We start from the raw sequence: 21006 nt of genomic DNA, 5'->3' as shown, positions 1-21006 counted from the left end.
GCCCCCAGGGCGCGACGCCGCCGGCGGCCGACACCACCCGCACGACTCACCAACCACCAGAACCAGAATCCCTCCGCGGGGATAGTGCGGCCCGGATGCTCTTCGTGTCGGCTTTCGGCCGCCGGCAGCGTCCACCACGACGCACAGACACACGACGCACACAGCCACCCAATCACCGCCACCAACCTCCCGCGACACCGCACCCACCAGGAGATGAACCCAGCCCCGCACCGGTGTACGGGTGGACCACACTCCGACATGGACGCTTCACCATGCCCGCCGCACCCCGGGGGATGCGTGTGCCCCGGAGCACGACACCAGGCAACTAAGACCACACAGTTGGGATCATCACCTGATGTGACTCCACAATGGGGCTATCCCATGAGGTTCTGTCCGTGCCGGGGCCGCCCATCCCGCGGCCCCGGCACAGCAAAGGAGTGTGTCCGTGGCCACCACCACCGAGAAGCCACCAGGCAGATCACTGTCCCTTGTCCTGGCCTTCCTGCGCGGTATCGAACGCGTTGGGAACCGGCTTCCGCACCCGTTCTGGCTGTTTGCCGGGATGGCTGTCGCCGTGATCCTGCTCAGCGAGCTGCTGAGCCGGCTGGGTGCGTTCGCCGTCTCCCCGGTCGACGGTGACCGCATCGAGGTGCGCAGTCTGTTGTCTCCGGACGGCATTGACGTGATCTTCGGTGATGCCATCGAGAACTACGTCAACTTTCCGCCGCTCGGCCTCATCGTGGTGATGATGCTCGGCGTCGTCGTCGCCGAGCAGACGGGGCTACTCAACGCGCTGCTGCGCGGCAGCGTGGTCCGGGTGCCGGCGAAGTACATGACCTTCACGGTCGCCCTGGTCGGCATCTGCGGCAGCGTCGCCAGTGACGCCGCCTATGTTGTGCTGATCCCGCTGGCGGCGGTGGTGTTCCAGGCTGTGGGACGCAGTCCCACGCTGGGTATCGTCGTGGCCTTCGCGGCCGTGTCGGCCGGGTGGAACGCGACCCTGTTCGTGGTGCCCACCGATGCGCTTCTGGGCGGCATCAGTACGGAGGCGGCACGGCTCGTTGACGACGACGCCGTCGTGACGCCGATCGCCAACTATTTCTTCAACGTTGGCAGCGCCGTGATGTTGGCCCTGCTCATCACGTTGGTGACAGAGCTGCTCCTGAGGAAACGCACCGCGGGCATGGACGGTGAGGAGAGCGCCGGCGACGAGCTGGGCAGCCTCGCCCTGCGTTCTGCGGAGCGCTGGGGGCTGGTGGCCGCCGGCCTCACCCTGCTCGTTGCGGCGGGGATGTTCCTCGCAGCGCTGGTTCCGGAGGAGTCGTGGTTCCGCGGTGAGGACGGAACCGTGATGGCGTCGCCGCTGGTGTCGGAGATCGCGCTGGTGCTGGCGATCGTGTTCCTGGCAATCGGTGTTGCCTACGGGATTGTGGCGGGCACCGTGACGAAGCCGGCCGACGTTCCGGTGTACATGGCGAAGGGTATCCGGGACCTCGCGCCGGTGCTGGTGCTGTTTTTCGCGGCCGCGCAGTTCCTCGCCTACTTCGACTGGTCGGGTATGGCCGAGGTGCTGGCGATCCGTGGGGCGGCGTGGCTGGGGGATCTCGCCCTGCCCACGTCGGTCCTGTTCGTGGGCTTCATCGCTCTGGCGGCACTGCTGAACATGTTCATCACCAGTGGTTCGGCACAGTGGACCCTGATCGCGCCGGTGTTCGTGCCGATGTTGATGCTGCTGGGCATCAACCCGGAGACCACGCAGGCCCTGTACCGGATCGCTGACTCCTCCACCAACATCATCACGCCGATGAGCCCATACTTCGTGTTGGTGTTGGGTTTCATGCAGCGCTACCGGCGGGACAGCGGAATCGGGACGCTCGTGTCGCTGACACTGCCGTTCTCGGTGGCGATCTTCGTGATGTGGACACTGTTCTTCCTCGGCTGGTACGCACTGGGGCTTCCTCTCGGACCCGGCGTGCCCGTGCACTGATCTGGTCCACGTGGGTGGGTCGCGTCGATCCGGCGGGGCTCACCCACCCCCTCGGCTCGGGAACCATCATCCACGGTGGCGTCCTCCGGCCCCGGGGTCCCTCTGGCACAGACCGCGGCAGCGCCATGGCTCACAGGAAAAGCAGGAGCCCCACGGCTGCCGCGAGAGCACCCACGAACCCGAACACTGCGAAGCCGAGTCCGATCTTGGCCGGTGTGTTCATCCGTTCCGTCCAGCCCAGGGCCTGGCCGGTGTTACTGATCAGGCGTCGCCCCTCCTCGGAGTCGAAGGTGAACCCTCCGGTCTGGCCGAAGCTGCCGTCGGCTCGCGGTCCGTAGGACGCGCCGAAGGTGAAGTTCCGGCTGCGCCCAAGGAAGGCGGACACCTGCACGCCGATCGTCGGCCCGTAGGCGCCCCAGGTGACGGCGTGCTCGGTCTGGGTGATGGTGAAGGTCCGCTTGGCTTCGTTGAGCTTCACCCGGTGCACGAAGGTGCGCTGCAACAGGCGTTCGTTCATACGCACGTGCCAGCGGGGCAGGTCGATCATGAGATCGAACCCCTGCTCGGTGGGCACGAAGGTGTAGGGGGTATTCGCCGCGGCCTGGTGGATCGCGCCGACGAACTGCTGCGCTGCGGGTCCGTGTGGGATCGTCATGCGCCCCAGGATGGCTCAGGATCTGCCCAAACTGCACCCCTACCAGCAGAAAGGCTGGACTAGCGGTGCCTGTCCAACATGCGGGAAGCGTACTCGACGAACCGGGCACGCACCTCGGGGGGTTCCACAACTTCCACGTCCGGCCCCAGCGCCAACAGCTGGTGGGCGGTGATCTCCGGGTCCTGCATGGGCACGCGCACCTCGACCCAGCCGTCGGCTTCGGGATCCGGCGCCTGTTCCAGGGCCCACGTGGCGCTCTCAGCCTCCATGATCCGCGCAAGAAGCCGTGTTCCGGCCGGGCTGAGGCGCAGCCGCACGGTGCCGCGCCAGATGGAACGCTCAAAGTGGGCCGCCGATGTCGCCCACCACGTGGCCAAGTCGAAATCCGCGGGGTGGGGGAAGCCCACTCCCAGCTCCTCGGTCGCGAGGATGCGGCCAACTCGGTAGGTACGCACCGGCCTGGCGCTGGGGTCTTTGCTGGTGTCCTCGCCCAGGACCCGGGCCGCGAGGTACCAGATCCCGGCCTTGAGGACCAGGCCAAGCGGGTCCACCCGCCGGAGTACGGTGCCGTCACCGCGCCGGTAGGTGATCCGCAGTCGCCGCTGCTCCCACACGGCCCGGGCAACCGGTGCGAGCTGCTCGGTGTCGTCACCGTCGCGGAACCACCCCGGGGCGTCCAGATGGAACCGTCGGGCTAGCCGCTGGGCTTGGTCGCGCAGGGATGCGGGAAGGGCGGCCGTGAGCTTCGCCTGGGCCGCCGTCACCGCCGACCCCAGGCCCAGGTGGGCCAACTCCTGTGGAGCGGTCATGGATAACAGGGTGACGGCCTCGCGGGCACTGAGCCCATCCAGCCGAGTTCGCCATCCCTCCACCAGTCCCACCCCGCCGTGGCGCCCCGACTCGCTCCACAGCGGAACTCCCACGGCATGCAGCGCCGCAAGGTCACGGTGCACGGTGCGCGGAGACACCTCCAGCTCGGCGGCCAGCTCCGCTACCGTGGCGCGGCGCCGATTCTGCAAGGTGAACATCAGGGCGACCAGGCGCTCGCTTCGCACACGAACCAGCCTACGTTGGTGATCCTTGCCGCGCAGCTACGGCCGCGGCGGTGCCCACCCGAGCCTGGGAAGTGGAATGGACCGGGGTCAGGACACACGGGCGTCCGCGGGACTCCATACCGTCCCCACCCCGTGGCGCGCCCGGCCCGGGGTGGTGTGGATCCGATCTGGGACGAAGGCCCCGTGCAACCACGGCCTCAGGACTCTGGAATCCATGTGGACAGCCGACAACCCTGGTTCCGGAGAGGGATTGACCCCACTCCGCAGGGCCCGGACGGGCTGCCGCCGCAACGACGTCAGGAGCGAATCCATGTCACATCCACCCGAACAGGTGCCCGTATCCGAGCGGCCGGAAATCCTCGTTGGCGTCGACGGGTCGGCTCCGGCAATGACCGCACTGGACTGGGCGGCCGAGGAGGCCACACTGCGCAACGGCCAACTACACCTGCTATTCGCGCGAAACGACCCGGGTCCGGCAGTCCCCTACCTCCCCGCGGAGCCGCCCCCCGAGGAGGAGTCCACCCTGGCCTCGGATACGCCACTGCTGGAAGCCGCGCGCCGGGTGACCGCCTCCCATCCACATCTGCCAGTACGCACGAACGTCTCGAAACGTGACCCGGCCACCGCCCTGCTGGACGCCGCACCGGCAGCCACACTCGTGGTGGTTGGATCCCGTGGGCTCAGCACCATCTCGGCGATGTTCCGTGGTTCCGTGGGGCTGCGCGTCGCCGCCCACGCACCCGTCCCGGTCGCCGTAATCCCGCCGGCGGCGTCGCACACCGCGGAACGGATGGGCCACGTGGTCGTGGGCGTGGACGGATCGGAACTGTCCGACGCGGCGCTGCGGTTCGCTCTGGACGAGGCCCTGCGCCGGGACGCGTCACTGACCGTGGTGCACGCCTGGTACGTTCCGGTTCCCCTCGACCCGGCCGCGCTGGCCGCCTCGGGGTACACCGTCGATCAGGAGGAGGCCTGCTCCCGCGCCCACGCCCGGGTCGAAACCCTGGTGGCCGAGGCCCGATCCACGCGCACCGCGGAGGTGCCCGTGCAGATCGTGATCGGGGTGAACCATCCGGCGCACGTTCTACTTACGGAATCGGCCACAGCCGCGCTCGTGGTGGTTGGATCCCGTGGGCGCGGTGGATTCCGTGGTCTCCTGCTGGGCTCGGTCAGCCAGGCACTACTTCAGCACGCCACTGTGCCCGTAGTCGTGGTCCGGAACCAGGACGTCTCGGTGGCGGAACCGGCGCAGGACACGACATGGCAGTCCGCGGGGGCGCCGTAGACCGACCCACTTTCGTGGCCCGCACCGTGGGTGGGGAAGCGCCCCCTACGGGACGCGAACCGGTGGGCGCGCCCCAACCCGTCCGAACCGAGGGGCCGCCCCGTTCGCCTGCGGCGTGTTCGACGCCGTCGGGAAACGAGCCATCGACAACGAAGGGGCGAAGGTCCCACGACCTCGGGGCGTAGTTCTCTGCCGCCGGCGCCCTCCGAAACCTAACGTTAAACCAGGTCACGAACACAGGGAGGACCCCCATGACCACGATCGTTCGCGACGTGATGACCCGGAACGTCACCACGGTCGCCCCAGAGGCGACATTCAAGGACCTCGCCGAGCACATCGTCAACGACAACCTCACCGCCCTTCCGGTTATCCAGGGACACCGGCTCGTCGGGCTTGTCTCGGAGACAGACCTGCTGCGCAAGGAGGAGTACCTTCCGGGGGGACCGGACGGTGCCCACGGCGAATCGCTGCGCTCGCGGCTACGTCGCCTGCTTCGAACTGGCTCGTCTAGTCCGCAAACCAAAGCCCAGGCCCACACCGCGCGCGAGGTCATGACCACGGACGTGGTCACCGTCTCGCCGGAGGACACCGTGGTGTTCGCCGCCCGCATGATTGACCGCTACGACGTACGCCAGCTGCCCGTCCTGGACGAGCACGCCCACCTGGTCGGCCTGGTGAGCCGCCGGGACCTGCTGCGGGTGTTCGTCCGTCCCGACGAGGACATTCGGCAGGACCTCGAGTCTGTTTTGGCCACCGCGCCGCCGTGGCTGGACACGGATCGGCTTTCCTACTCTGTCGAGGACGGCATGGTCACGCTGGAGGGTGTGCTGGAACAGCGCAGCCACTGTGTAACGGTGACCCAGATGGTGCGTACGGTGGATGGCCTGGTCGGAATCCAGGACCGGCTCACCTGGATCACGGAGGACATGCTGCCTCCGTCGGCTCCCCGCCCCATCTGAGGCCACTTCCCATAGCCCGCCACGAGCCGGTCCCGGCCGGGCAGCACCGTAGGCCGGGACCAGCGGACCGCACCGTGGCGCGCCGCTGGTTCGACGCCCCTCCGCGGTGCCCGCGGAGCCGGCGACGAGGAAGGGATCCGTGTGATGAACCCGCAACCCAGCCCGATCGTGGTTGGGGTAGACGGCTCCGAGCAGGCGCTTCTCGCGGTGGACTGGGCCGCAGGCGCGGCCAGGCGGCACGCCCGGCCGCTGCGGATCGTGCATGCCTTCGAGTGGCCGATGTTCAAGGTGTACCTCGGTCCACCGGCAGGCGGCCCGCCCGACTCGGGACTGGCCAACGCCGCACAGCGGATCGTCGACGACGCGGTGGCGCGAGCACGGGAGGCGGTCCCGGAGGTCGTGGTCTCCGGGGAGTACGTGTCCGGATTCCGCCGCGCGGTCCTGGCCGCGGAGGCGCGGAGGGCCCATGTGATGGTGGTCGGTTCCCGGGGTCTGGGCGGTGTGGGTGCCGTACTGATCGGTTCCGCCGGCACCGAGCTGGTGGCCCTGGGGCTCGGCCCGGTGGTGAGCGTTCCCGAGGCGTATTCGGCCCGTCCCGAGGGGGAGATCGTCGCCGCGATCGACGGATCCGCGTCCTGCCGTGCAGCCCTGCGTTTCGCTCTCGCCGAGGCGGCGACGCGGGATGTCGGACTTCGGGCGGTGTTGGCCTGGCAACCACCACGCCGCTGGACGAGCGTCGATGCGGACACGCCATCGGCATCCCGGGCGGACAGTGAGCAGCAGGCTCGCGAGCGTCTGGGCACCTTTCTCGCTTCCGAGGACCACCCACCCACGGTGGAGGTCACCCCGACGGTGGTCCGTGGTGGGGCCCGCCAGGTACTGATCGAACAGGGCCGCACCGCTGAGCTCCTGGTGGTCGGTAGCCGTGGGTTCGGTGGATTCACAGGACTACTGGTGGGATCGGTGAGCCATGCGGTTCTGCACCACGCGGAGTCGCCCGTGGCGGTGGTCCCCAGCCCCTAGACACCCCCTGTTCCGCACCTCACCTGGACACGCTCTGTACTGTCCGCGAGACTGGAATCGTCAGCCCACGGACGTGACGGGAGCGGCATGGGCGGGGAACAGGGCCCGAACGCAGCGACCGACCGGAACATCCCGCTGCCCCAGCTACACCTGGACGAACTGCTGGGCGAGCTCCAGGCTCGCCTCAACCATGTGGTCGCCACCCGCGACCGGATGCGTCGACTGTTGGAGGCCGTTGTCGACATCGGGAGCGGTCTGGACCTGGACACCATGTTGCGCCGGTTCGTGGAGCTGGCCACGGAACTGGTTGACGCGCGCTACGGGGCACTCGGAGTGATCGGGGAGGACGGGCAGCTCACCCGGTTCGTCCCGGTGGGGCTGGATGAGGAGCAGATCGCTGGAATCGCGCACTGGCCGCATGGTCAGGGCCTGCTCGGGCTGCTGATCAAGGAGCCGCAGACGCTGCGGCTGCGGAACCTCAGCGAACACCCGGAATCGCATGGATTCCCGCGGGGACACCCGCCCATGCGCACCTTTCTCGGGATGCCGCTACGGGTGCGGGGAGAGGTGTTCGGGAACCTGTACCTCACCGAGAAGCGTGGCGGGGTGGAGTTTGACGAGGATGACGAGGCCATCGTGCTGGCCCTGGCCACCGCGGCCGGAGTCGCGATCGAGAACGCCCACCTGTTCGAGGAGACCCGCCGCCGCGAGACCTGGCTGGACGCCTCCGACGAGGTCACCCGGCGGCTGTTGTCCGGTTCGGACTCGCATCAGGTCCTGGAACTGATCACCCACCGGGCCCGGCGCATGGCCGACGCCGACATCGCCGCCCTGGCACTGCCTCGCGAGCCCGCCGAACTGGTGGTGATGGTTGCCGAGGGAAGCAACGCCGAGCAGGTCCGGGGCCGGTCCTGTTCCATCGAGGGGACACTGTCCGGCCGCGCGTTCCGTGATGGTCAGCCCGTGGGCTACTCGTCGCTGCGGGACGCTTCTGATCCTGCCCCCCTGCTGCGCGGGCTGGACCTGGACCCGGTCGTGTTCATCCCGTTGGGGGTGCCCGGGTCGGCACGCGGACTGCTGATCCTGAGCCGCGGACCGGGGCGCGAACAGTTCTCCTCCTCGACAGTGCACATGCTGCATGCCTTCGCGGGGCACGCGGCGGTGGCCATGGAACTCGCCGAGGCTCGGGCGGACGCGGAGCGGCTGGTGGTGTTGGAGGACCGGGACCGCATCGCCCGTGACCTGCATGACGTGGTGATCCAACGCCTGTTCGCGACGGCGACGAGCCTGATGGGAACAGTCCGCCGCATCGAGGACCACAAGTCGGCCGCGCGGGTGCAGAACGCAGTGGACGAGCTGGACGAGACCATCCGCCAGATCCGCTCCACGATCTTCGCGCTCCAGTCCAGTGGGGATGAGCAACGGCCCTGGTTGCGCAACCAGATCCTGGACGTCGTGCAGGCGGGCACCGAGCACCTCGGTTTCTCCCCCGCCCTGAATCTGGACGGCCCGATCGACAGTAGTATCCCGGAGGACGTGGGTGAACAGCTGCTGGCGGTGCTGACCGAGGCCCTGTCGAACATCGCCAAGCACGCCCGGGCCTCGCGGGTCACGGTGCACGTGCGGGCACACGACCGGGTGATACTGGAAGTCAGGGACGACGGATGTGGCATACCCGCGCAGGTGCAGCGCAGTGGGCTGCGCAACCTTGAACAGCGCGCCCAGAACTTCGGGGGAACGCTGCGGACCGTACCTGGGGATACCGGCGGCACCGTGCTGTATTGGCAGGTCCCGCTTCCGGACGATCTATTCCCGGAGATGTCCCCGCCGGACGGGGCGAACACCTGACCGGTTCGGGTCAGGCGTCGGTTACGTGCACGACGAGCACCGGCGAGTAGGCGTGGTTCAGCACTCCGTGCGCGACCGAGCCCAAGGCCCAGCGGGCGAAGGCGTGCCGGCCCCGCGCGCCAACGACCAGCAGCGATGCGGCCATGGAATCCTGGGTGAGGGCGTGGGTGGCGTCGTCCCACCGCATACTGACGGTGACCGGGACCTCCGGGTGGCGTTCCCGCAGCCCGGCGATGATCTGTTCGGCCTGGAACTCGTACTCCGCGCGCAGCCGGTCCCACTCGTAGCCGGAGTGCTGGAGAACCTCGGCGAGGGAGTCGGTGGGCATCCGCACCGCGTAGACCACCCGAAGGTGGGCGGTGCGCATCCGAGCCTCGGCGAAGGCCGCTGCCAGGGCCGCCCGGCCGTGCGGGGAATCGTCCAGTCCCACGACGATCTGTGGAGGGTCCGTGGGCACGGGGCGTTCCTGGCCGATCACCGCCACCGGGCAGTTCGCATGGGCGGCCACCTTGTAAGACACCGACCCCAAGCGCTTACCGGGAAAGCCGCCGCGGCCCCGCATCCCCACCACCACAAGTTCGGCGTCGGAGCTGGCGTGCACCAGGGCATTGGCCGCGGGATCGTAGCTCAGTGAGGTGGACACGTGCAGTTCTGGTGCGCGTTCCCGCACCCGAGCCAGGGCGTCCTCCTCGAGGATGGCGGCGCTCTGACGCAGCAGGTGCTCCCGGCCGACGAAGGCCGGTTCCATCATCGGTACCCAGGCGGAGTGCAGCAGGCGCAGTTCCCGCTGCCGCAGCAGGGCCGTGTCCACGGCCCAGTCCAGGGCTCGCTCATTGCCGGGGGACCCGTCCACGCCCACCAGGATCGGCGCTGTCATCGGTGGCCTCCCTCTGTTGTTGCGTGCGCCCGACTGTTTCCGCCCTGTGGGGCGTCCCGCACCGCGTGTGCAGTTCAGGATTCCTCGGAGGAGGATTCCCAGCCGGAGCCTCGGGAATCCTCCTGCCGCAGTTGTGCCGCGTATACGGCGGCCTGGGTTCGGCGTTGCATGGACAGTTTCCGCAACAGGCTGGACACGTAGTTCTTGACTGTCTTCTCCGCGAGATACATACGCTGGCCGATCTGGCGGTTGGTGAGTCCTTGCCCAATCAGCTCGAAGATCTGGCGTTCCTGTCGAGACAACGCGCGCAGCGGGTCACTGCGTTCGGCACGGTCCCGGATCTGGTGCAGCATCCGTGAGGTGGTGCGCGGGTCCAGCAGGGATCCGCCACCCGCGACCGTGCGGATCGCTCCAACCAGATCGGAGCCGTGGATCTGTTTGAGGACATAGCCAGACGCTCCGGCCATGACGGCCTCGTAAAGGGCGTCATCGTCGGAGTAGGACGTCAGCATCAGGCAGGCGGTCTGCGGACACAGGGATCGCACGTCGCGACACACGCTCACACCGTCGCCGTCGGGCAGCCGCACATCGAGTACCGCCACGTCGGGCTGAACCACGGGGATGCGGTGCACGGCCTGGTTGGCGGTTTCGGCCTCGCCGACCACGATGATGTCATCCTCGTCCTCCAGCAGGGCGACGAGTCCACGCCGCACGATGGCGTGGTCGTCCAACAGGAACACGCGGGTCGGGTGGCCCGAGGCGTTGGGCATGGGATGTCCTCTCAGCAGGGTCCGCACTAGCCACGGTAGGCCGACCGGCACGTGTTGGACAGACCCGCGCGGCCATGACGGACCTAGGAGGGTGCAGGTCAGGACTTTGGTCCCGGGCGCGTCCACACAGTCTTCCGCCGCGGTACGGCACGGTCACGATTCCAACCAAACTCTGACATTCGATGTCACACTTCTGCGGAACTCTGGTCGACATGAACACAGATCTACGGGAACGAGTCGCACTGGTTGCGGGCGGAACTCGGGGGGCAAGCCGCGCAATCGCGGTGGAGCTGGCCCGCGCCGGGGCCTACGTCTACGTGACGGGACGCAGCTCCGGAAGCCGACGCTCCGAAGTCAACCGGCCCGAAACCATCGAGGGCACGGCTGCTGCGATCGAGGCGGCCGGGGGCCGTGGCACTGCCATCCGGGTCGATCATCTGGAGCCGCAGCAGGTCCACGACCTGGCCAAACGGATCGACGCCGAGCACGGGAAGCTGGACATCCTGGTCAATGGCCTGTGGGGCGGGGACGGTCACCTGAGCTGGGACACCCCCGTGTGGAAGCATCCGCTGGAAACCAGCCTGCGGATGATCCGACTCGGCGTCGACGCGCACCTCATTACGGCACATCACCTACTGCCGCTGATGATCCGAAAACCAGGCGGACTCGTGGTGGAGCTCACCGACGGAACCGAGGAGTACAACACCACCTATCGCAGCGGCACCACCATGGCGTTCTATGTGGCCAAGTCGGCGATCCATCCCTTGGCGCGAGCCGAGGCTGCCGAGACGAGCACACACGGCTGCACGGCGGTGGGGTTGACCCCGGGCTGGCTACGCTCCGAAGCTATGCTCGACGAATTCGGGGTGGGCGAAGAGAACTGGCGCGACGCGATCGCGCAGCAACCCCACTTCGCGATCTCCGAGTCACCGGCGTACGTGGGTCGTACGGTGGCGGCGCTGGCGGCGGACCCAGAGCGCGGCCGGTTCAGCGGGCAGACCCTGAACAGTGGCCAACTCGCCCAGCGGTACGGCATCACCGATGTGGACGGCAGCCAGCCCGACGGCTGGCGCTATATCACCGAGATCGCCGATGCCGGACACCCCGCAGACACCATGGGATACCGGTGACCGGCGACCCGCGTTCCGGATTCGGTGACACCCACCCGCGGATCATGGCGGACCGGGATGGTGTCACCGAATTCGACGGTCGGGCTCCACGGTGCGGGGACCATGTCAGCCGCGGCCAGGCGGCATGATTCGCCTCGGGTGTGTCAGCAGGCCGACAGTCCGTGTGGCTTCGCACCGCCGCGCGCCGGACCATGGCAGCGTCGGATTGCGTCCAGCTGACCGGGGTGACGATGACCGCTGCCGAGCCTCCGTCGGCATCTCCCCATGGGGTGCTGTTCTACTGGCGCCCGGGATGCCCGTTCTGTTTCGCGCTGCGGAGGGGGCTTCGCCGGGAAAGGATCCCCCTTGTCGAGTTCAACATCTGGGCCGATGCTGGCGCCGCCGCCCGGGTGCGGTCCATCACGGGTGGCGACGAGACCGTGCCCACCGTCGTTGTTGGACCAGCCGAACTGGTCAGTCCGCCGGTGAACGAGGTGGTACGCGCGGTACGGGCACACGCCCCGGAGCTGCTGACCCCCTCCGACAGCGCCCGTTCGTCGGTGTCCCCAACCGAGGTGCGTGGCTGGTTCGCTCGGTTGCGCAGCATGATCTCCGGGGTCACATCCCGGTGAGTCAGCTCCTTGTCCCGATCATGTCCGGGGACGTCCCCCGGGAGAGCAGAGGTATACGTGTCCGACTCCACGCGTGAGCGATCCGAAGTCTTCGTCGAGTACACCAAGAGCATCTGCCCGGTGTGTAAGACCGTGTTGGACGCCCAGGTCAACATCCGCACCAACCAGGTCTTTCTGCGGAAGCAGTGCCGCGAGCACGGCGTGTTCGAAGCCCTGGTCTACGGGGATGCTCAGGCCTACCTGGATTCGATGCGCTTCAACAAGCCGGGAACGCTTCCCCTGGCCTACCAGACCGAGGTCGCGGCAGGCTGCCCCTCCGACTGTGGCCTGTGCCCGGAACACAAGCAACACGCCTGCCTGGGCATCATCGAGGTCAACACCGGATGCAACCTGGACTGCCCGATCTGTTTTGCCGACTCTGGGCATCAGCCCGACGGGTACTCCATCACCCTCGAGCAGTGCGAACACATGCTGGACACCTTCGTGGCGGCCGAGGGGGAGCCGGAGGTCGTCATGTTCTCCGGTGGAGAACCCACCATTCATAAGCACATCCTCGACTTCATCGACCTGGCGCAACAGCGGCCCATCCAGGTCGTCAACCTCAACACCAACGGGATCCGGCTTGCCCGTGATCGCCGGTTCGTGCAGGCGCTGGCCGACCGGCACGGCCATAACGGCACCTCAGTCAACATCTACCTCCAGTTCGACGGATTCGACCCGGCCACCCACCGCGCAATCCGCGGCGTCGACCTGCGGGAACGCAAACAGCAAGCCCTGGACAACTGCGCCGAGGCCGGACTCACCGTCACGCTGGTCGTCACGGTGGAACGTGACCTGAACGAGCACGAGCTGGGCGACATCATCCGCTTTGGTGTGGACCATCCCGCGGTGCGTTCGGTGTCGGTGCAGCCCGTGACCCATTCGGGGCGGCACGTGGAATTCGACCCACTGCGTCGCCTGACGAACTCCGATGTGATTGAGCTGATCAATCAGCAGTGTCCGGACTGGTTCCGCCCCGGGGACTTCGTTCCGGTTCCGTGCTGCTTTCCGACCTGCCGGTCCATCACCTACCTGCTGGTGGACCGCAAACCCGAGCGGACCGATGTCGTGCCGATCCCCCGGCTGGTGAACATCGACGACCACCTGGACTACGTCAGCAACCGGGTCCTGCCCGATCCGGAGCTGCGCACCGCCCTGGAACGCCTCTGGAGCGCCTCGGCGTTCATGGGCACCCCGGCGACCGCGGACAACCTGCGGGCCGCCACCGCCGAGTGCGATGCCTGCGGCATCGACCTGCCAGCGGCCGCGCAGGACCTCGGGGACAAGGCGTTCATGATCGTGGTGCAGGATTTCCAGGATCCCTACACCCTCAACGTGAAACAGCTCATGAAGTGCTGCGTGGAGGAGATCACTCCGGACGGGCGCATCATCCCGTTCTGTGCCTACAACTCGGTGGGGTACCGGGAACAGGTGCGCGCCCAGATGTCCGGGGTTCCGGTGGCGGACGTGGTGCCCAACGCCCAGGAACTCACTGACCGCACCGTGGAGTCCCCCTACGGCTCCCGCATCGCACCGTCGGCCGAACAACCGTCGACCGATCAGCGGAACGGGACGACGTCGCCCGGCAGGATCGCCGCGGACCGCACCAACGTGGGACGTCGGGCGGTGGAACCGTGACCGGGGAGCAACCGCCCGCACCCTCCGAGTCTGCGGAAGCACTGAAGTCCTGCTGCGCCAGTGCCTACGGCCATGACGCCGTGCGGCTCCTGCTGGGTGATTCCTACCATCCGGGAGGGCTGTCCCTGACCCGCCAGCTCGCGACGCAGCTGACGCTGGATCGCGGGCAGCGAGTCCTGGATGTGGCGGCCGGATCGGGGACGAGCGCCCGACTGCTGGCCGTGGAACACGGCGTGCATGTGGATGGGGTCGATCTCGGAGCCGCCACGGTGGAGCGCGCCCAGACAGCAACCGAACAGGCGGGGCTGGCGCACCAGGTTCGGATTGCCGTCGGGGATGCCGAGTCGCTTCGGGCCGCGAGCGGCTCCTACGACGCTGTGCTATGCGAGTGTGCATTCTGCACGTTCCCCGATAAGCCTCGTGCCGCAGCCGAGTTCGCTCGCGTGCTGCGGAGCGGCGGCCGGATCGGAATCACCGACGTCACGGTCGATCCCGGGGGCCTGCCCGACATTCTGGCCGGAGTTACCGGATGGATCGCCTGCATCGCCGATGCTCGCCCCGCCGAGGAGTATGTGCGGCTGTTCACCGAGGCTGGGCTGCGGCTCGTGCACACCGAACGGCACGATGCGGCCCTGGCCGAACTGGTGGACCGGATCGACGCGCGGCTGCGGGTGCTGCATATGACCGCACCCGCGCGCCTGGATGCGGCCGGGGTGGATGTCCAGGCGGTGGTTCCGTACCTCGATGCGGCGCGTCGTGCGGTGCAGGACGGATCCCTGGGCTATGCCCTAGTGGTGGCCGAGAAGCCGTGACCGGGCAGCACCACCTGGGCCGCTGGTGCGCCCGCCACGGACCACGGAACACCACCGAGCCGAAGGGGGCGGTCGCCGCATTCAGCTGAAGGTTTCCAGGCGCCCCCGGTCGCGGATATCGATGGCGGAGTAGCGCAGCGCAATCACACCCTCGGCTTCGAGCTCCTTGAGCACCCGGTTCATTGACGGTCGACGCACGCCCAGCATCGCCGCCAGGTTGCGCTGCGTGAGCACCACGGAATCATCGTCGGCCTCCTCCAGGAGCAGGCGCGCGGTCTGCTGGGTGAGGCTACCGCCGAGGAGCCCGATGATACGCATGTGGCTGGCGTTGAGACGTTCGGCCACGCTGGACAGCCAGCGGCGGGTAATCGTTGGATGACTGGTGAGCAGGTGGTCGAAGTCCGGGGCGTCCAGATGCAATAGTTCGCTGTCTTCCAGCGCCCGTGCGGTGTAGGGCAGCGGCATGTCCAACAGCAGGGCAATGTCTCCATCCACATCGCCTCCACGCAGCACCTGAAGGACCACCCGATGCGGGCCGGCTCCGGCGGCGAGCTCCAACCGTCCCGAGCGCAGAATCCACACCCCGGTGTTCGACCGCGGGCCGCCGTAGGCCACAGCGCCGCGAGCCACGGTTCGCGATTCCAGGGTTTCGGCCAGCGCAGTGAGGTCCTGCGGAGTCAGCGGGGCGGTGTTCCCCCGCCCGATGCAGCGCGCCACCCACGCCGCCTGCTGAATCCGGCCATCCGCCCGGGAGGTGCCGAGTGCCCGTAGTGCCTGCTGAAAGGCGGAAGCCCCGTCGGGGGGCGGAGGCGGGGGTGCGGCCATAGGCACGTCTCCTTTCTGCCGCACGCCGCCACTCGGATGGACGGCGGCGCGGGTGCGGTGTCGTCCCGATTCGTTCGACGACACCGCACCGGATCGTGTCGCTCACCTGGGGTCGGCCCGGGAGCCCAGGCCGGCCCCCGTGGCAGCCTCCTCCCACAACGGGGTGATGCTGGTGCCGTAGCGATGCACCAGCCACCCGGTGACCGCTCCGAAGGCAAGGTGGGCGAGATATACAGTAACCGCGAACTGGGGACCGAAGTCGACGCCGAAGACGCCTGCGCCCAGGGAGTGGGGAACCGGCCCCGCAAGGAAACCGGTTCCGAGTAACGCACCATACGCCGCTCCCAGGAGTGCACCGCCGTAGCTCGACCGGCGACTGCGGGGAAATCCACCCACCGTCACGGCGTAGGTCACGCCGAACATGGCCCCGTTCCACAGGTGGTATCCCCATCCGGCGAGGTTGGAGGCGGTGCTGGGGCCCTCCATGATGCGGTCTAGCAGCAGCACCCCCATCAGCATGGCGATGTCTCCGGGCATAGAGTCAAAGGCCCGGAATCCGGTGATCCGAATGACCTCCAGGGCGACAGTACCGGCGGTTCCGGCCCCCGCGCCGAGCAACACCGCGTGGACCAGGCGTGGTCCGGTGGTTACTCGCGCGAGGACGACGGCGGCAACCAGCGCCAGCGTGCCGGGAACACCGATGGTGACCACGAGTTCCGGCAGACTCCCACGCCCGGCCTGGGTGAGGGAGAACAACAGAGCACCGCTGGCGGTAGCTCCGGCCAGGGCCACACCGCCGAGCACCGTCTCGACCAGGCCACGCGTCCGCGGCGGCATCACGGCTGTCCCCGCTGGTTTGGTGGCGTCTGTGGTTGCGTAACCGAAATCATTGGGTTGCCTCGGTGGCCATCATTTCGGTGGCTTCGGACATCTCAGTCCCGCCCTCGGCCAGGTCGGGATCCACCGCAGTGAACAACGGCTCGGGATCGAAGTAGCCGATATTTCCATTGCCCTCATCATCGGCCCACACGAACATCCGAACCGGAATCACGGAACCGATCGCCGGATTCGCCTCAAAGAACTCCTGACCCTTGGTCGGATTCCCCACAAAGAACGACTGCGCACCCGCAATATCGGCACCAGCCGACTCCAACGCACCCGCCTGGTCCAAGTCCCCCAAAACCATCATGCCCGCATCCGCGACCGCCTCCGACAACGCATCCTCAGTATCCTCGAACGAAGAGTCGGCGGTGTGCGTGACGAACTGGGCCGTCACCCGGTCGCTCTCCTCCGGTGTCGTATCTGTTGCCTCGGTGGCCATCATTTCGGTGGCTTCGGACATCTCAGTCCCGCCCTCGGCCAGGTCGGGATCCACCGCAGTGAACAACGGCTCGGGATCGAAGTAGCCGATATTTCCATTGCCCTCATCATCGGCCCACACGAACATCCGAACCGGAATCACGGAACCGATCGCCGGATTCGCCTCAAAGAACTCCTGACCCTTGGTCGGATTCCCCACAAAGAACGACTGCGCACCCGCAATATCGGCACCAGCCGACTCCAACGCACCCGCCTGGTCCAAGTCCCCCAAAACCATCATGCCCGCATCCGCGACCGCCTCCGACAACGCATCCTCAGTATCCTCGAAGGACTGTTCCGAGGAGTAGGAGACGAATTCGGTCTGGATATCGCCCTCGGCACCTTCCTCGCCGGCCTGCTCCTCGGCGTCGTTCCCTTCAGGGCTCTCCGTGCCGTTGTCGTTCGCGCCTTCGGCACAGGCTGCAAGGATGAGAATAACGGCGGCACTTCCGGCGGCGGGGAGAAGTCGGTGCTTCATTGTCATTGGTCAACTTCCTGACGTCGTTTACTTCCGGGGCTTGGCCCCACGTCCGCGGGGGCAAGCACACCATCACGACACAACCATGCGTGCACCCCCGGATCCGGTAAGTTGTCAGCACGGTGACACCTTCGACCTTCGGAGCCACCGGCGGGCCGCCCCGTCGGGCCGGCCCGCCGGTGTTCGGGGTTGGGGTTGGCGTGGGCTATGTGTGGTGTGACTCCAAGCCGGGGGCCGGCGGAAGATCGAGGTCCGTACGCGCGTAGTGGTTGAAGTAGTTGGTGAACAGGTTCACCACGACGTGGGCGTACAGCTCCGTGAGCTCCGTGGTGGTCCATCCGGCGTCCACGGCTTGTTGCCAGGTGTCGTCGCGGACCTCACCACCGGCCTCGGCGATGTCCCGCGCCACCCTGAGCAGCACCGTCAGGCTCTCGTTTTGTGGCAGATGCTCCCCGTTCCGTATCGCAATGGTCTCGTCGGTGCTCCAGCCGACCTGGCGCGCCATGCCGGTGTGCGCCGACTGGCAGTACGCGCAGTCGTTGACGGCACCGACCGCCAGTGCGATCGCCTCCCGGGTGCGGGCCTCGAAGGTTCCGTGGGTGGTGATCGCCTGCTGGATGCCGGTGTATGCGGCCAGGAGAACCGGAGCGTGCGCCATCTCGCCGTGGATGTTCAACACGGTGCCGAGGTGGGCTTCCAGCTGCTTGAGGTGCTCCCGAGCCCCCTCCGGGGCGTCGTCGGTGGAGTGGACCGGTATCCGCGCCATCATGTGCTCCCTTGTTGTGGTGGTACGGCGGCAGGTGTTACTTCCGCTCTCCACAGAACAGTCCGAGGCCCCGTCTGGAAGCGATCGGTGTCGGCACGCTGACACTGTTGTCCGCGCACGGACAGCTCAGGGCGTATACGGGAAGCAGACACATTCCCGAGAGGAGCGCTCAGCCATGATCCGAGCCAGCTGGGGCGGCGTGGTCCTCGCTGCGGCCCCGCGCACGGTCCGGGTGGAGGGAAACCACTACTTTCCACCCGAGTCCCTGTCCTGGGAGTACCTACGAGGCAGCGGCACCCGCACGGTATGCCCGTGGAAAGGGGTTGCCCACTACTACGACCTGGTCGTGGCGGACGGCACCCACCCGGACGTCGCCTGGACCTATTCGAGACCCATCCCGTGGATTCGTCGCATCCGGGGATATGTGGCCTTCGGTCCGGGCGTGACCGTGGAGCGGGTGGACGATACGACCGAACCAAAGGCACCACACACACCGACGAACGGAGACCCAGCATGACCCAGCCGGTATCAGAGCAGGACGTTGCGCCCCCAGAACGGTCCCCGGGTCGGAATCTTCCCACCTGGCGCATCGGTCTCGCCGGTGGGACCGTCGGGATGCTGTGTTGTGTCGGACCGACCGTTCTGGCATTGCTGGGCATCGTGGGTGGGAGTACCGCGTTCGTGTGGGCGACCGACCTGTACGAGGGTTATGCCTGGTGGTTCCGTCTGGCCGGGTTGGCTACCATGGCGGGCTTGGTGTGGTGGTCGCTGCGGCGCCGCCGCATGTGTTCCCTGGGCGGGGTGCGCACGGTCCGCTGGCGTCTGGCGGCCATGCTGGCGGTCGCCGTGGGGGTGTACGTGCTGCTCTACGGCGTGACCACCTGGCTGGGGACATTCGCGTGACGCTGGATCTCCTCATCGTGGGGGGTGGGGCGGCGGGGCTGGGCGCGGCCCACATGGCCCTGCGACACGGAGTGCATCCCACCCTGGTGACCGAGGGTCCGCCGCGGGTGGGGACTGCACGTTCACGGGCTGTGTTCCCTCCAAGACCCTGCTGGATGCCGCGGCCGTGGGCAGTGCTCCGCAGTCGGCCCTGAAACGGGTCCGCTGCACGGTGGCGGCGATCGCGGCCGATGAGGACGAGTCCACCCTGTCCGCGCAGGGAATCCGGGTGCGGCGTGGACGTGTGACGCTGCTCGGTGGCGGCCGGTTCTGCATGGACGGCAGGACCGGGCGAGCATCCCGGGTAGTACTCGCCACCGGAAGTGAACCCGCGATCCCGCCGATTCGTGGTCTGGACGATCTGGCGTACCTGACCACCGACACCGTGTTCGAGCTACCGGATCTGCCGACCAGCTTGGTGGTGCTCGGTGGGGGCGCGGTGGGCTGCGAACTGGCTCAGGGACTCCAACGACTGGGGGTGGAGGTCACCCTGTTGGAGGCGGCTGATCAGCTACTTCCGGGCGTCGATAGTGCCGCCGCGGACCTGCTCCACCAGCAGTTGACTTCGGAAGGGGTGCGCATCGGGACGGGTGCCGCGGTGGAGCGGGCACGCGCCACCGACGCGGGGATGCGCCTGGAACTCGCCACGGGAACGACGGTTACGGCCGAGCGGCTGCTTCTCGCCACGGGCCGAGTGCCCAGTACCGCACGCCTGGGGCTGGCGGCGGCCGGTGTGGCCACCGACCAGCACGGCGCGATCGTGACCCGACCAGACCTGTCCACCACCGTGCGGGGCGTCTACGCGGCCGGTGACGTCACCGGCCGCTACGACCTCACCCACGCCGCCTACCACATGGGACGAATTGCCGCGCACAACGCCCTGGGCCGGGGACGGCGGGCACGCTTCGATCCGGCCGCGATTCCCCAGGTGACCTTCACCGATCCGGAGATCGCCCAGGTGGGGCTCGGGACGGCGCAGGCCGCGGGACGCGGGATCCGGGTCGCCCAGCTGGCACTCTCCGAGGTGGACCGCGCGCGCATCTCCGGTGTCACCACCGGCTTCGTGCGTATCGTGGCCGGGCGGCGTCGCCTGCTGGGGCACCTCGGCGGGGGGGCGGGTACTCGGCGGCACGATTGTGGGTCCCCGTGCGGGTGAACTGATTCACGAGCTGGCACTGGCTATGCGCACCGGTATGTTCGCGGGGCGTCTGGCTCAGACGGTGCACGCCTATCCGACCTGGTCGATGGCGGTCCAGCAGGCTGCCGCACAGCTGGTTACGCCTCCGGCGGCCACGGCCATGCACATTCCCGCCGGAAACGAGCACTAGGACGGCCCTGGCCCCCTCCTGTGTCCCTCCAGAGTCGCCCACCTGGGGCCGTGGCCACCGGAATATCCCCATCCTGGGTCAGGATTCGTCCGGGTGGGGATGGGTTTGTCAGAGTCCCGACAGTGTCGGGCTTCGAGTGTCACGCACCGTCCCGAGTTCGGTTTCGTGTGCGGCCCTCAGGTCCCCGTAACGGCCGAATTCTGGGCAGGCGGCATGAGTCGGGGCACCCTCCCGTGGCGACACCCAACCCAACACACTATGTAACAAATATGACATTCATTGTGGCCCGTTCTGGGGGGCGGGTAGCTACCGAGTACCGCGCCCGAGCCCGCACGGCCGAGCTCGGGTCCACGACACACGGGGGAAACCATGGCACGCACACTGCGTTCGACAATCGCCGCACTGCTGAGCACACTGATCCTCGGCGCGGGCCTGGTGGCCACAAGCGCCCCAGCGACGGCCAGCACGACACCGGCGGGGGGCGACTGCTACACCATCAGCTGCTCCGACACCGGTCACCACGGAACACACAATCACCACGGGCACAGTCACGGCTGTCTGCTGTACGGGCTGCTGTGCCTGGGCTGGGGCTACTGACGCCCGGTGATGGACGCGTCGG

22 protein-coding genes and 1 pseudogene are annotated in these 21006 nt (G+C 67.8%); 15 read left to right on the top strand and 8 right to left on the bottom strand.

Features of this window, described 5'->3' with window-relative positions:
- Nucleotides 1-445: 445 nt before the first annotated feature.
- Nucleotides 446-1987, top strand: coding sequence for an AbgT family transporter (locus RIF23_RS16380; protein ID WP_407659488.1), 1542 nt, complete (start codon nucleotides 446-448; stop codon nucleotides 1985-1987).
- Between the two features lie 130 nt (nucleotides 1988-2117).
- Here RIF23_RS16380 and RIF23_RS16375 read toward each other — a convergent pair whose 3' ends face one another.
- Complete coding sequence (locus RIF23_RS16375) at nucleotides 2118-2642, bottom strand: hypothetical protein (protein ID WP_310913432.1); 525 nt, start codon at nucleotides 2640-2642, stop codon at nucleotides 2118-2120.
- 59 nt (nucleotides 2643-2701) lie between these two features.
- Nucleotides 2702-3697, bottom strand: coding sequence for a helix-turn-helix transcriptional regulator (locus tag RIF23_RS16370; protein WP_310913431.1), 996 nt, complete (start codon nucleotides 3695-3697; stop codon nucleotides 2702-2704).
- Between the two features lie 310 nt (nucleotides 3698-4007).
- Here RIF23_RS16370 and RIF23_RS16365 point away from each other — a divergent pair, with 310 nt between their 5' ends.
- From RIF23_RS16365 to RIF23_RS16350, 4 genes are all read left to right on the top strand, one after another.
- Complete coding sequence (locus RIF23_RS16365) at nucleotides 4008-4982, top strand: universal stress protein (protein WP_310913430.1); 975 nt, start codon at nucleotides 4008-4010, stop codon at nucleotides 4980-4982.
- Between the two features lie 251 nt (nucleotides 4983-5233).
- Nucleotides 5234-5941: a CBS domain-containing protein gene (locus RIF23_RS16360; RefSeq protein ID WP_310913429.1), complete on the top strand. Its 708-nt coding sequence runs from the start codon at nucleotides 5234-5236 to the stop codon at nucleotides 5939-5941.
- A gap of 144 nt (nucleotides 5942-6085) precedes the next feature.
- Nucleotides 6086-6964 (top strand): universal stress protein, encoded by an 879-nt coding sequence (locus tag RIF23_RS16355; protein ID WP_310913428.1) that lies wholly within the window; start codon nucleotides 6086-6088, stop codon nucleotides 6962-6964.
- Nucleotides 6965-7051: 87 nt separating this feature from the next.
- Nucleotides 7052-8812: a sensor histidine kinase gene (locus tag RIF23_RS16350; protein ID WP_310913427.1), complete on the top strand. Its 1761-nt coding sequence runs from the start codon at nucleotides 7052-7054 to the stop codon at nucleotides 8810-8812.
- Between the two features lie 10 nt (nucleotides 8813-8822).
- Here the strand turns inward: RIF23_RS16350 and RIF23_RS16345 are convergent, their stop codons facing one another.
- Nucleotides 8823-9689, bottom strand: a complete 867-nt coding sequence (locus RIF23_RS16345) for a universal stress protein (protein ID WP_310913426.1) — start codon at nucleotides 9687-9689, stop codon at nucleotides 8823-8825.
- Between the two features lie 74 nt (nucleotides 9690-9763).
- Nucleotides 9764-10459: a response regulator transcription factor gene (locus tag RIF23_RS16340; protein WP_310913425.1), complete on the bottom strand. Its 696-nt coding sequence runs from the start codon at nucleotides 10457-10459 to the stop codon at nucleotides 9764-9766.
- 212 nt (nucleotides 10460-10671) lie between these two features.
- On the opposite strand from RIF23_RS16340, the gene RIF23_RS16335 reads away from it, so the two are divergent.
- The 4 genes from RIF23_RS16335 to RIF23_RS16320 all read left to right on the top strand — a co-directional run bounded on the left by RIF23_RS16335 (nucleotide 10672) and on the right by RIF23_RS16320 (nucleotide 14689).
- Entirely contained in the window at nucleotides 10672-11589 is a 918-nt protein-coding gene (locus tag RIF23_RS16335) for an SDR family oxidoreductase (protein ID WP_310913424.1), read from the top strand.
- 230 nt (nucleotides 11590-11819) lie between these two features.
- Nucleotides 11820-12200, top strand: a complete 381-nt coding sequence (locus RIF23_RS16330) for a glutaredoxin domain-containing protein (RefSeq protein ID WP_310913423.1) — start codon at nucleotides 11820-11822, stop codon at nucleotides 12198-12200.
- Between the two features lie 57 nt (nucleotides 12201-12257).
- Nucleotides 12258-13877 carry a radical SAM protein gene (locus tag RIF23_RS16325; protein ID WP_310913422.1) on the top strand — a complete coding sequence of 540 codons (1620 nt, stop codon included), beginning with the start codon at nucleotides 12258-12260 and terminating at the stop codon, nucleotides 13875-13877.
- On the top strand, nucleotides 13874-14689 hold the full coding sequence (locus RIF23_RS16320; RefSeq protein ID WP_310913421.1) for a class I SAM-dependent methyltransferase: 816 nt from the start codon (nucleotides 13874-13876) through the stop codon (nucleotides 14687-14689). The genes RIF23_RS16325 and RIF23_RS16320 overlap by 4 nt, the downstream gene beginning before the upstream one ends.
- Nucleotides 14690-14770: 81 nt before the next feature.
- On the opposite strand, the gene RIF23_RS16315 is transcribed toward RIF23_RS16320, so the two are convergent.
- The 4 genes from RIF23_RS16315 to RIF23_RS16300 all read right to left on the bottom strand — a co-directional run bounded on the left by RIF23_RS16315 (nucleotide 14771) and on the right by RIF23_RS16300 (nucleotide 18120).
- Nucleotides 14771-15514, bottom strand: a complete 744-nt coding sequence (locus RIF23_RS16315) for a Crp/Fnr family transcriptional regulator (RefSeq protein WP_310913420.1) — start codon at nucleotides 15512-15514, stop codon at nucleotides 14771-14773.
- A gap of 102 nt (nucleotides 15515-15616) precedes the next feature.
- The gene (locus tag RIF23_RS16310; RefSeq protein WP_310913419.1) at nucleotides 15617-16351 is read right to left on the bottom strand and encodes a hypothetical protein; all 735 of its coding nucleotides are present in this window, start codon (nucleotides 16349-16351) and stop codon (nucleotides 15617-15619) included.
- 49 nt (nucleotides 16352-16400) lie between these two features.
- On the bottom strand, nucleotides 16401-17357 hold the full coding sequence (locus RIF23_RS16305; protein ID WP_310913418.1) for a DUF302 domain-containing protein: 957 nt from the start codon (nucleotides 17355-17357) through the stop codon (nucleotides 16401-16403).
- A 199-nt stretch (nucleotides 17358-17556) separates the two neighbouring features.
- Nucleotides 17557-18120, bottom strand: coding sequence for a carboxymuconolactone decarboxylase family protein (locus RIF23_RS16300; protein ID WP_310913417.1), 564 nt, complete (start codon nucleotides 18118-18120; stop codon nucleotides 17557-17559).
- 172 nt (nucleotides 18121-18292) lie between these two features.
- Between RIF23_RS16300 and RIF23_RS16295 the strand changes: the two genes are divergently transcribed.
- From RIF23_RS16295 to RIF23_RS16270, 6 genes and pseudogenes are all read left to right on the top strand, one after another.
- A complete protein-coding gene (locus RIF23_RS16295) occupies nucleotides 18293-18634 on the top strand; it encodes a DUF427 domain-containing protein (protein WP_310913416.1) in 342 nt (113 codons plus the stop codon).
- Nucleotides 18631-19020, top strand: a complete 390-nt coding sequence (locus RIF23_RS16290) for a hypothetical protein (protein ID WP_310913414.1) — start codon at nucleotides 18631-18633, stop codon at nucleotides 19018-19020. Before RIF23_RS16295 ends, RIF23_RS16290 begins: the two co-directional genes overlap by 4 nt.
- Nucleotides 19021-19129: 109 nt before the next feature.
- A pseudogene (locus RIF23_RS16285) lies at nucleotides 19130-19906 on the top strand (FAD-dependent oxidoreductase); the annotation flags it as partial.
- A 6-nt stretch (nucleotides 19907-19912) separates the two neighbouring features.
- Nucleotides 19913-20215: a hypothetical protein gene (locus tag RIF23_RS16280; protein WP_310913499.1), complete on the top strand. Its 303-nt coding sequence runs from the start codon at nucleotides 19913-19915 to the stop codon at nucleotides 20213-20215.
- A 25-nt stretch (nucleotides 20216-20240) separates the two neighbouring features.
- Nucleotides 20241-20387: a hypothetical protein gene (locus tag RIF23_RS20860; RefSeq protein WP_407659487.1), complete on the top strand. Its 147-nt coding sequence runs from the start codon at nucleotides 20241-20243 to the stop codon at nucleotides 20385-20387.
- Nucleotides 20388-20756: 369 nt separating this feature from the next.
- Nucleotides 20757-20984, top strand: coding sequence for a hypothetical protein (locus RIF23_RS16270; protein ID WP_310913412.1), 228 nt, complete (start codon nucleotides 20757-20759; stop codon nucleotides 20982-20984).
- Nucleotides 20985-21006: the final 22 nt, after the last annotated feature.

The sequence above is a fragment of the Lipingzhangella rawalii genome (assembly GCF_031628175.1).
Lineage (GTDB): Bacteria > Actinomycetota > Actinomycetes > Streptosporangiales > Streptosporangiaceae > Lipingzhangella_A > Lipingzhangella_A rawalii.
This window is presented reverse-complemented; position numbering and strand designations above follow the sequence as displayed.

Excerpts from the sequence above, each read along its gene's own strand:
- RIF23_RS16290 (WP_310913414.1), top strand. The coding sequence starts at position 18,631 with ATGACCCAGCCGGTATCAGAGCAGGACGTTGCGCCCCCAGAACGGTCC.
- RIF23_RS16305 (WP_310913418.1), bottom strand. The coding sequence starts at position 17,357 with ATGACAATGAAGCACCGACTTCTCCCCGCCGCCGGAAGTGCCGCCGTT.
- RIF23_RS16350 (WP_310913427.1), top strand. The coding sequence starts at position 7,052 with ATGGGCGGGGAACAGGGCCCGAACGCAGCGACCGACCGGAACATCCCG.
- RIF23_RS16360 (WP_310913429.1), top strand. The coding sequence starts at position 5,234 with ATGACCACGATCGTTCGCGACGTGATGACCCGGAACGTCACCACGGTC.
- RIF23_RS16375 (WP_310913432.1), bottom strand. The coding sequence starts at position 2,642 with ATGACGATCCCACACGGACCCGCAGCGCAGCAGTTCGTCGGCGCGATC.
- RIF23_RS16300 (WP_310913417.1), bottom strand. The coding sequence starts at position 18,120 with ATGATGGCGCGGATACCGGTCCACTCCACCGACGACGCCCCGGAGGGG.
- RIF23_RS16335 (WP_310913424.1), top strand. The coding sequence starts at position 10,672 with ATGAACACAGATCTACGGGAACGAGTCGCACTGGTTGCGGGCGGAACT.
- RIF23_RS16365 (WP_310913430.1), top strand. The coding sequence starts at position 4,008 with ATGTCACATCCACCCGAACAGGTGCCCGTATCCGAGCGGCCGGAAATC.
- RIF23_RS16310 (WP_310913419.1), bottom strand. The coding sequence starts at position 16,351 with ATGCCGCCGCGGACGCGTGGCCTGGTCGAGACGGTGCTCGGCGGTGTG.
- RIF23_RS16345 (WP_310913426.1), bottom strand. The coding sequence starts at position 9,689 with ATGACAGCGCCGATCCTGGTGGGCGTGGACGGGTCCCCCGGCAATGAG.
- RIF23_RS16295 (WP_310913416.1), top strand. The coding sequence starts at position 18,293 with ATGATCCGAGCCAGCTGGGGCGGCGTGGTCCTCGCTGCGGCCCCGCGC.
- RIF23_RS20860 (WP_407659487.1), top strand. The coding sequence starts at position 20,241 with ATGCGCACCGGTATGTTCGCGGGGCGTCTGGCTCAGACGGTGCACGCC.
- RIF23_RS16355 (WP_310913428.1), top strand. The coding sequence starts at position 6,086 with ATGAACCCGCAACCCAGCCCGATCGTGGTTGGGGTAGACGGCTCCGAG.
- RIF23_RS16280 (WP_310913499.1), top strand. The coding sequence starts at position 19,913 with ATGGGACGAATTGCCGCGCACAACGCCCTGGGCCGGGGACGGCGGGCA.
- RIF23_RS16340 (WP_310913425.1), bottom strand. The coding sequence starts at position 10,459 with ATGCCCAACGCCTCGGGCCACCCGACCCGCGTGTTCCTGTTGGACGAC.
- RIF23_RS16330 (WP_310913423.1), top strand. The coding sequence starts at position 11,820 with ATGACCGCTGCCGAGCCTCCGTCGGCATCTCCCCATGGGGTGCTGTTC.
- RIF23_RS16270 (WP_310913412.1), top strand. The coding sequence starts at position 20,757 with ATGGCACGCACACTGCGTTCGACAATCGCCGCACTGCTGAGCACACTG.
- RIF23_RS16315 (WP_310913420.1), bottom strand. The coding sequence starts at position 15,514 with ATGGCCGCACCCCCGCCTCCGCCCCCCGACGGGGCTTCCGCCTTTCAG.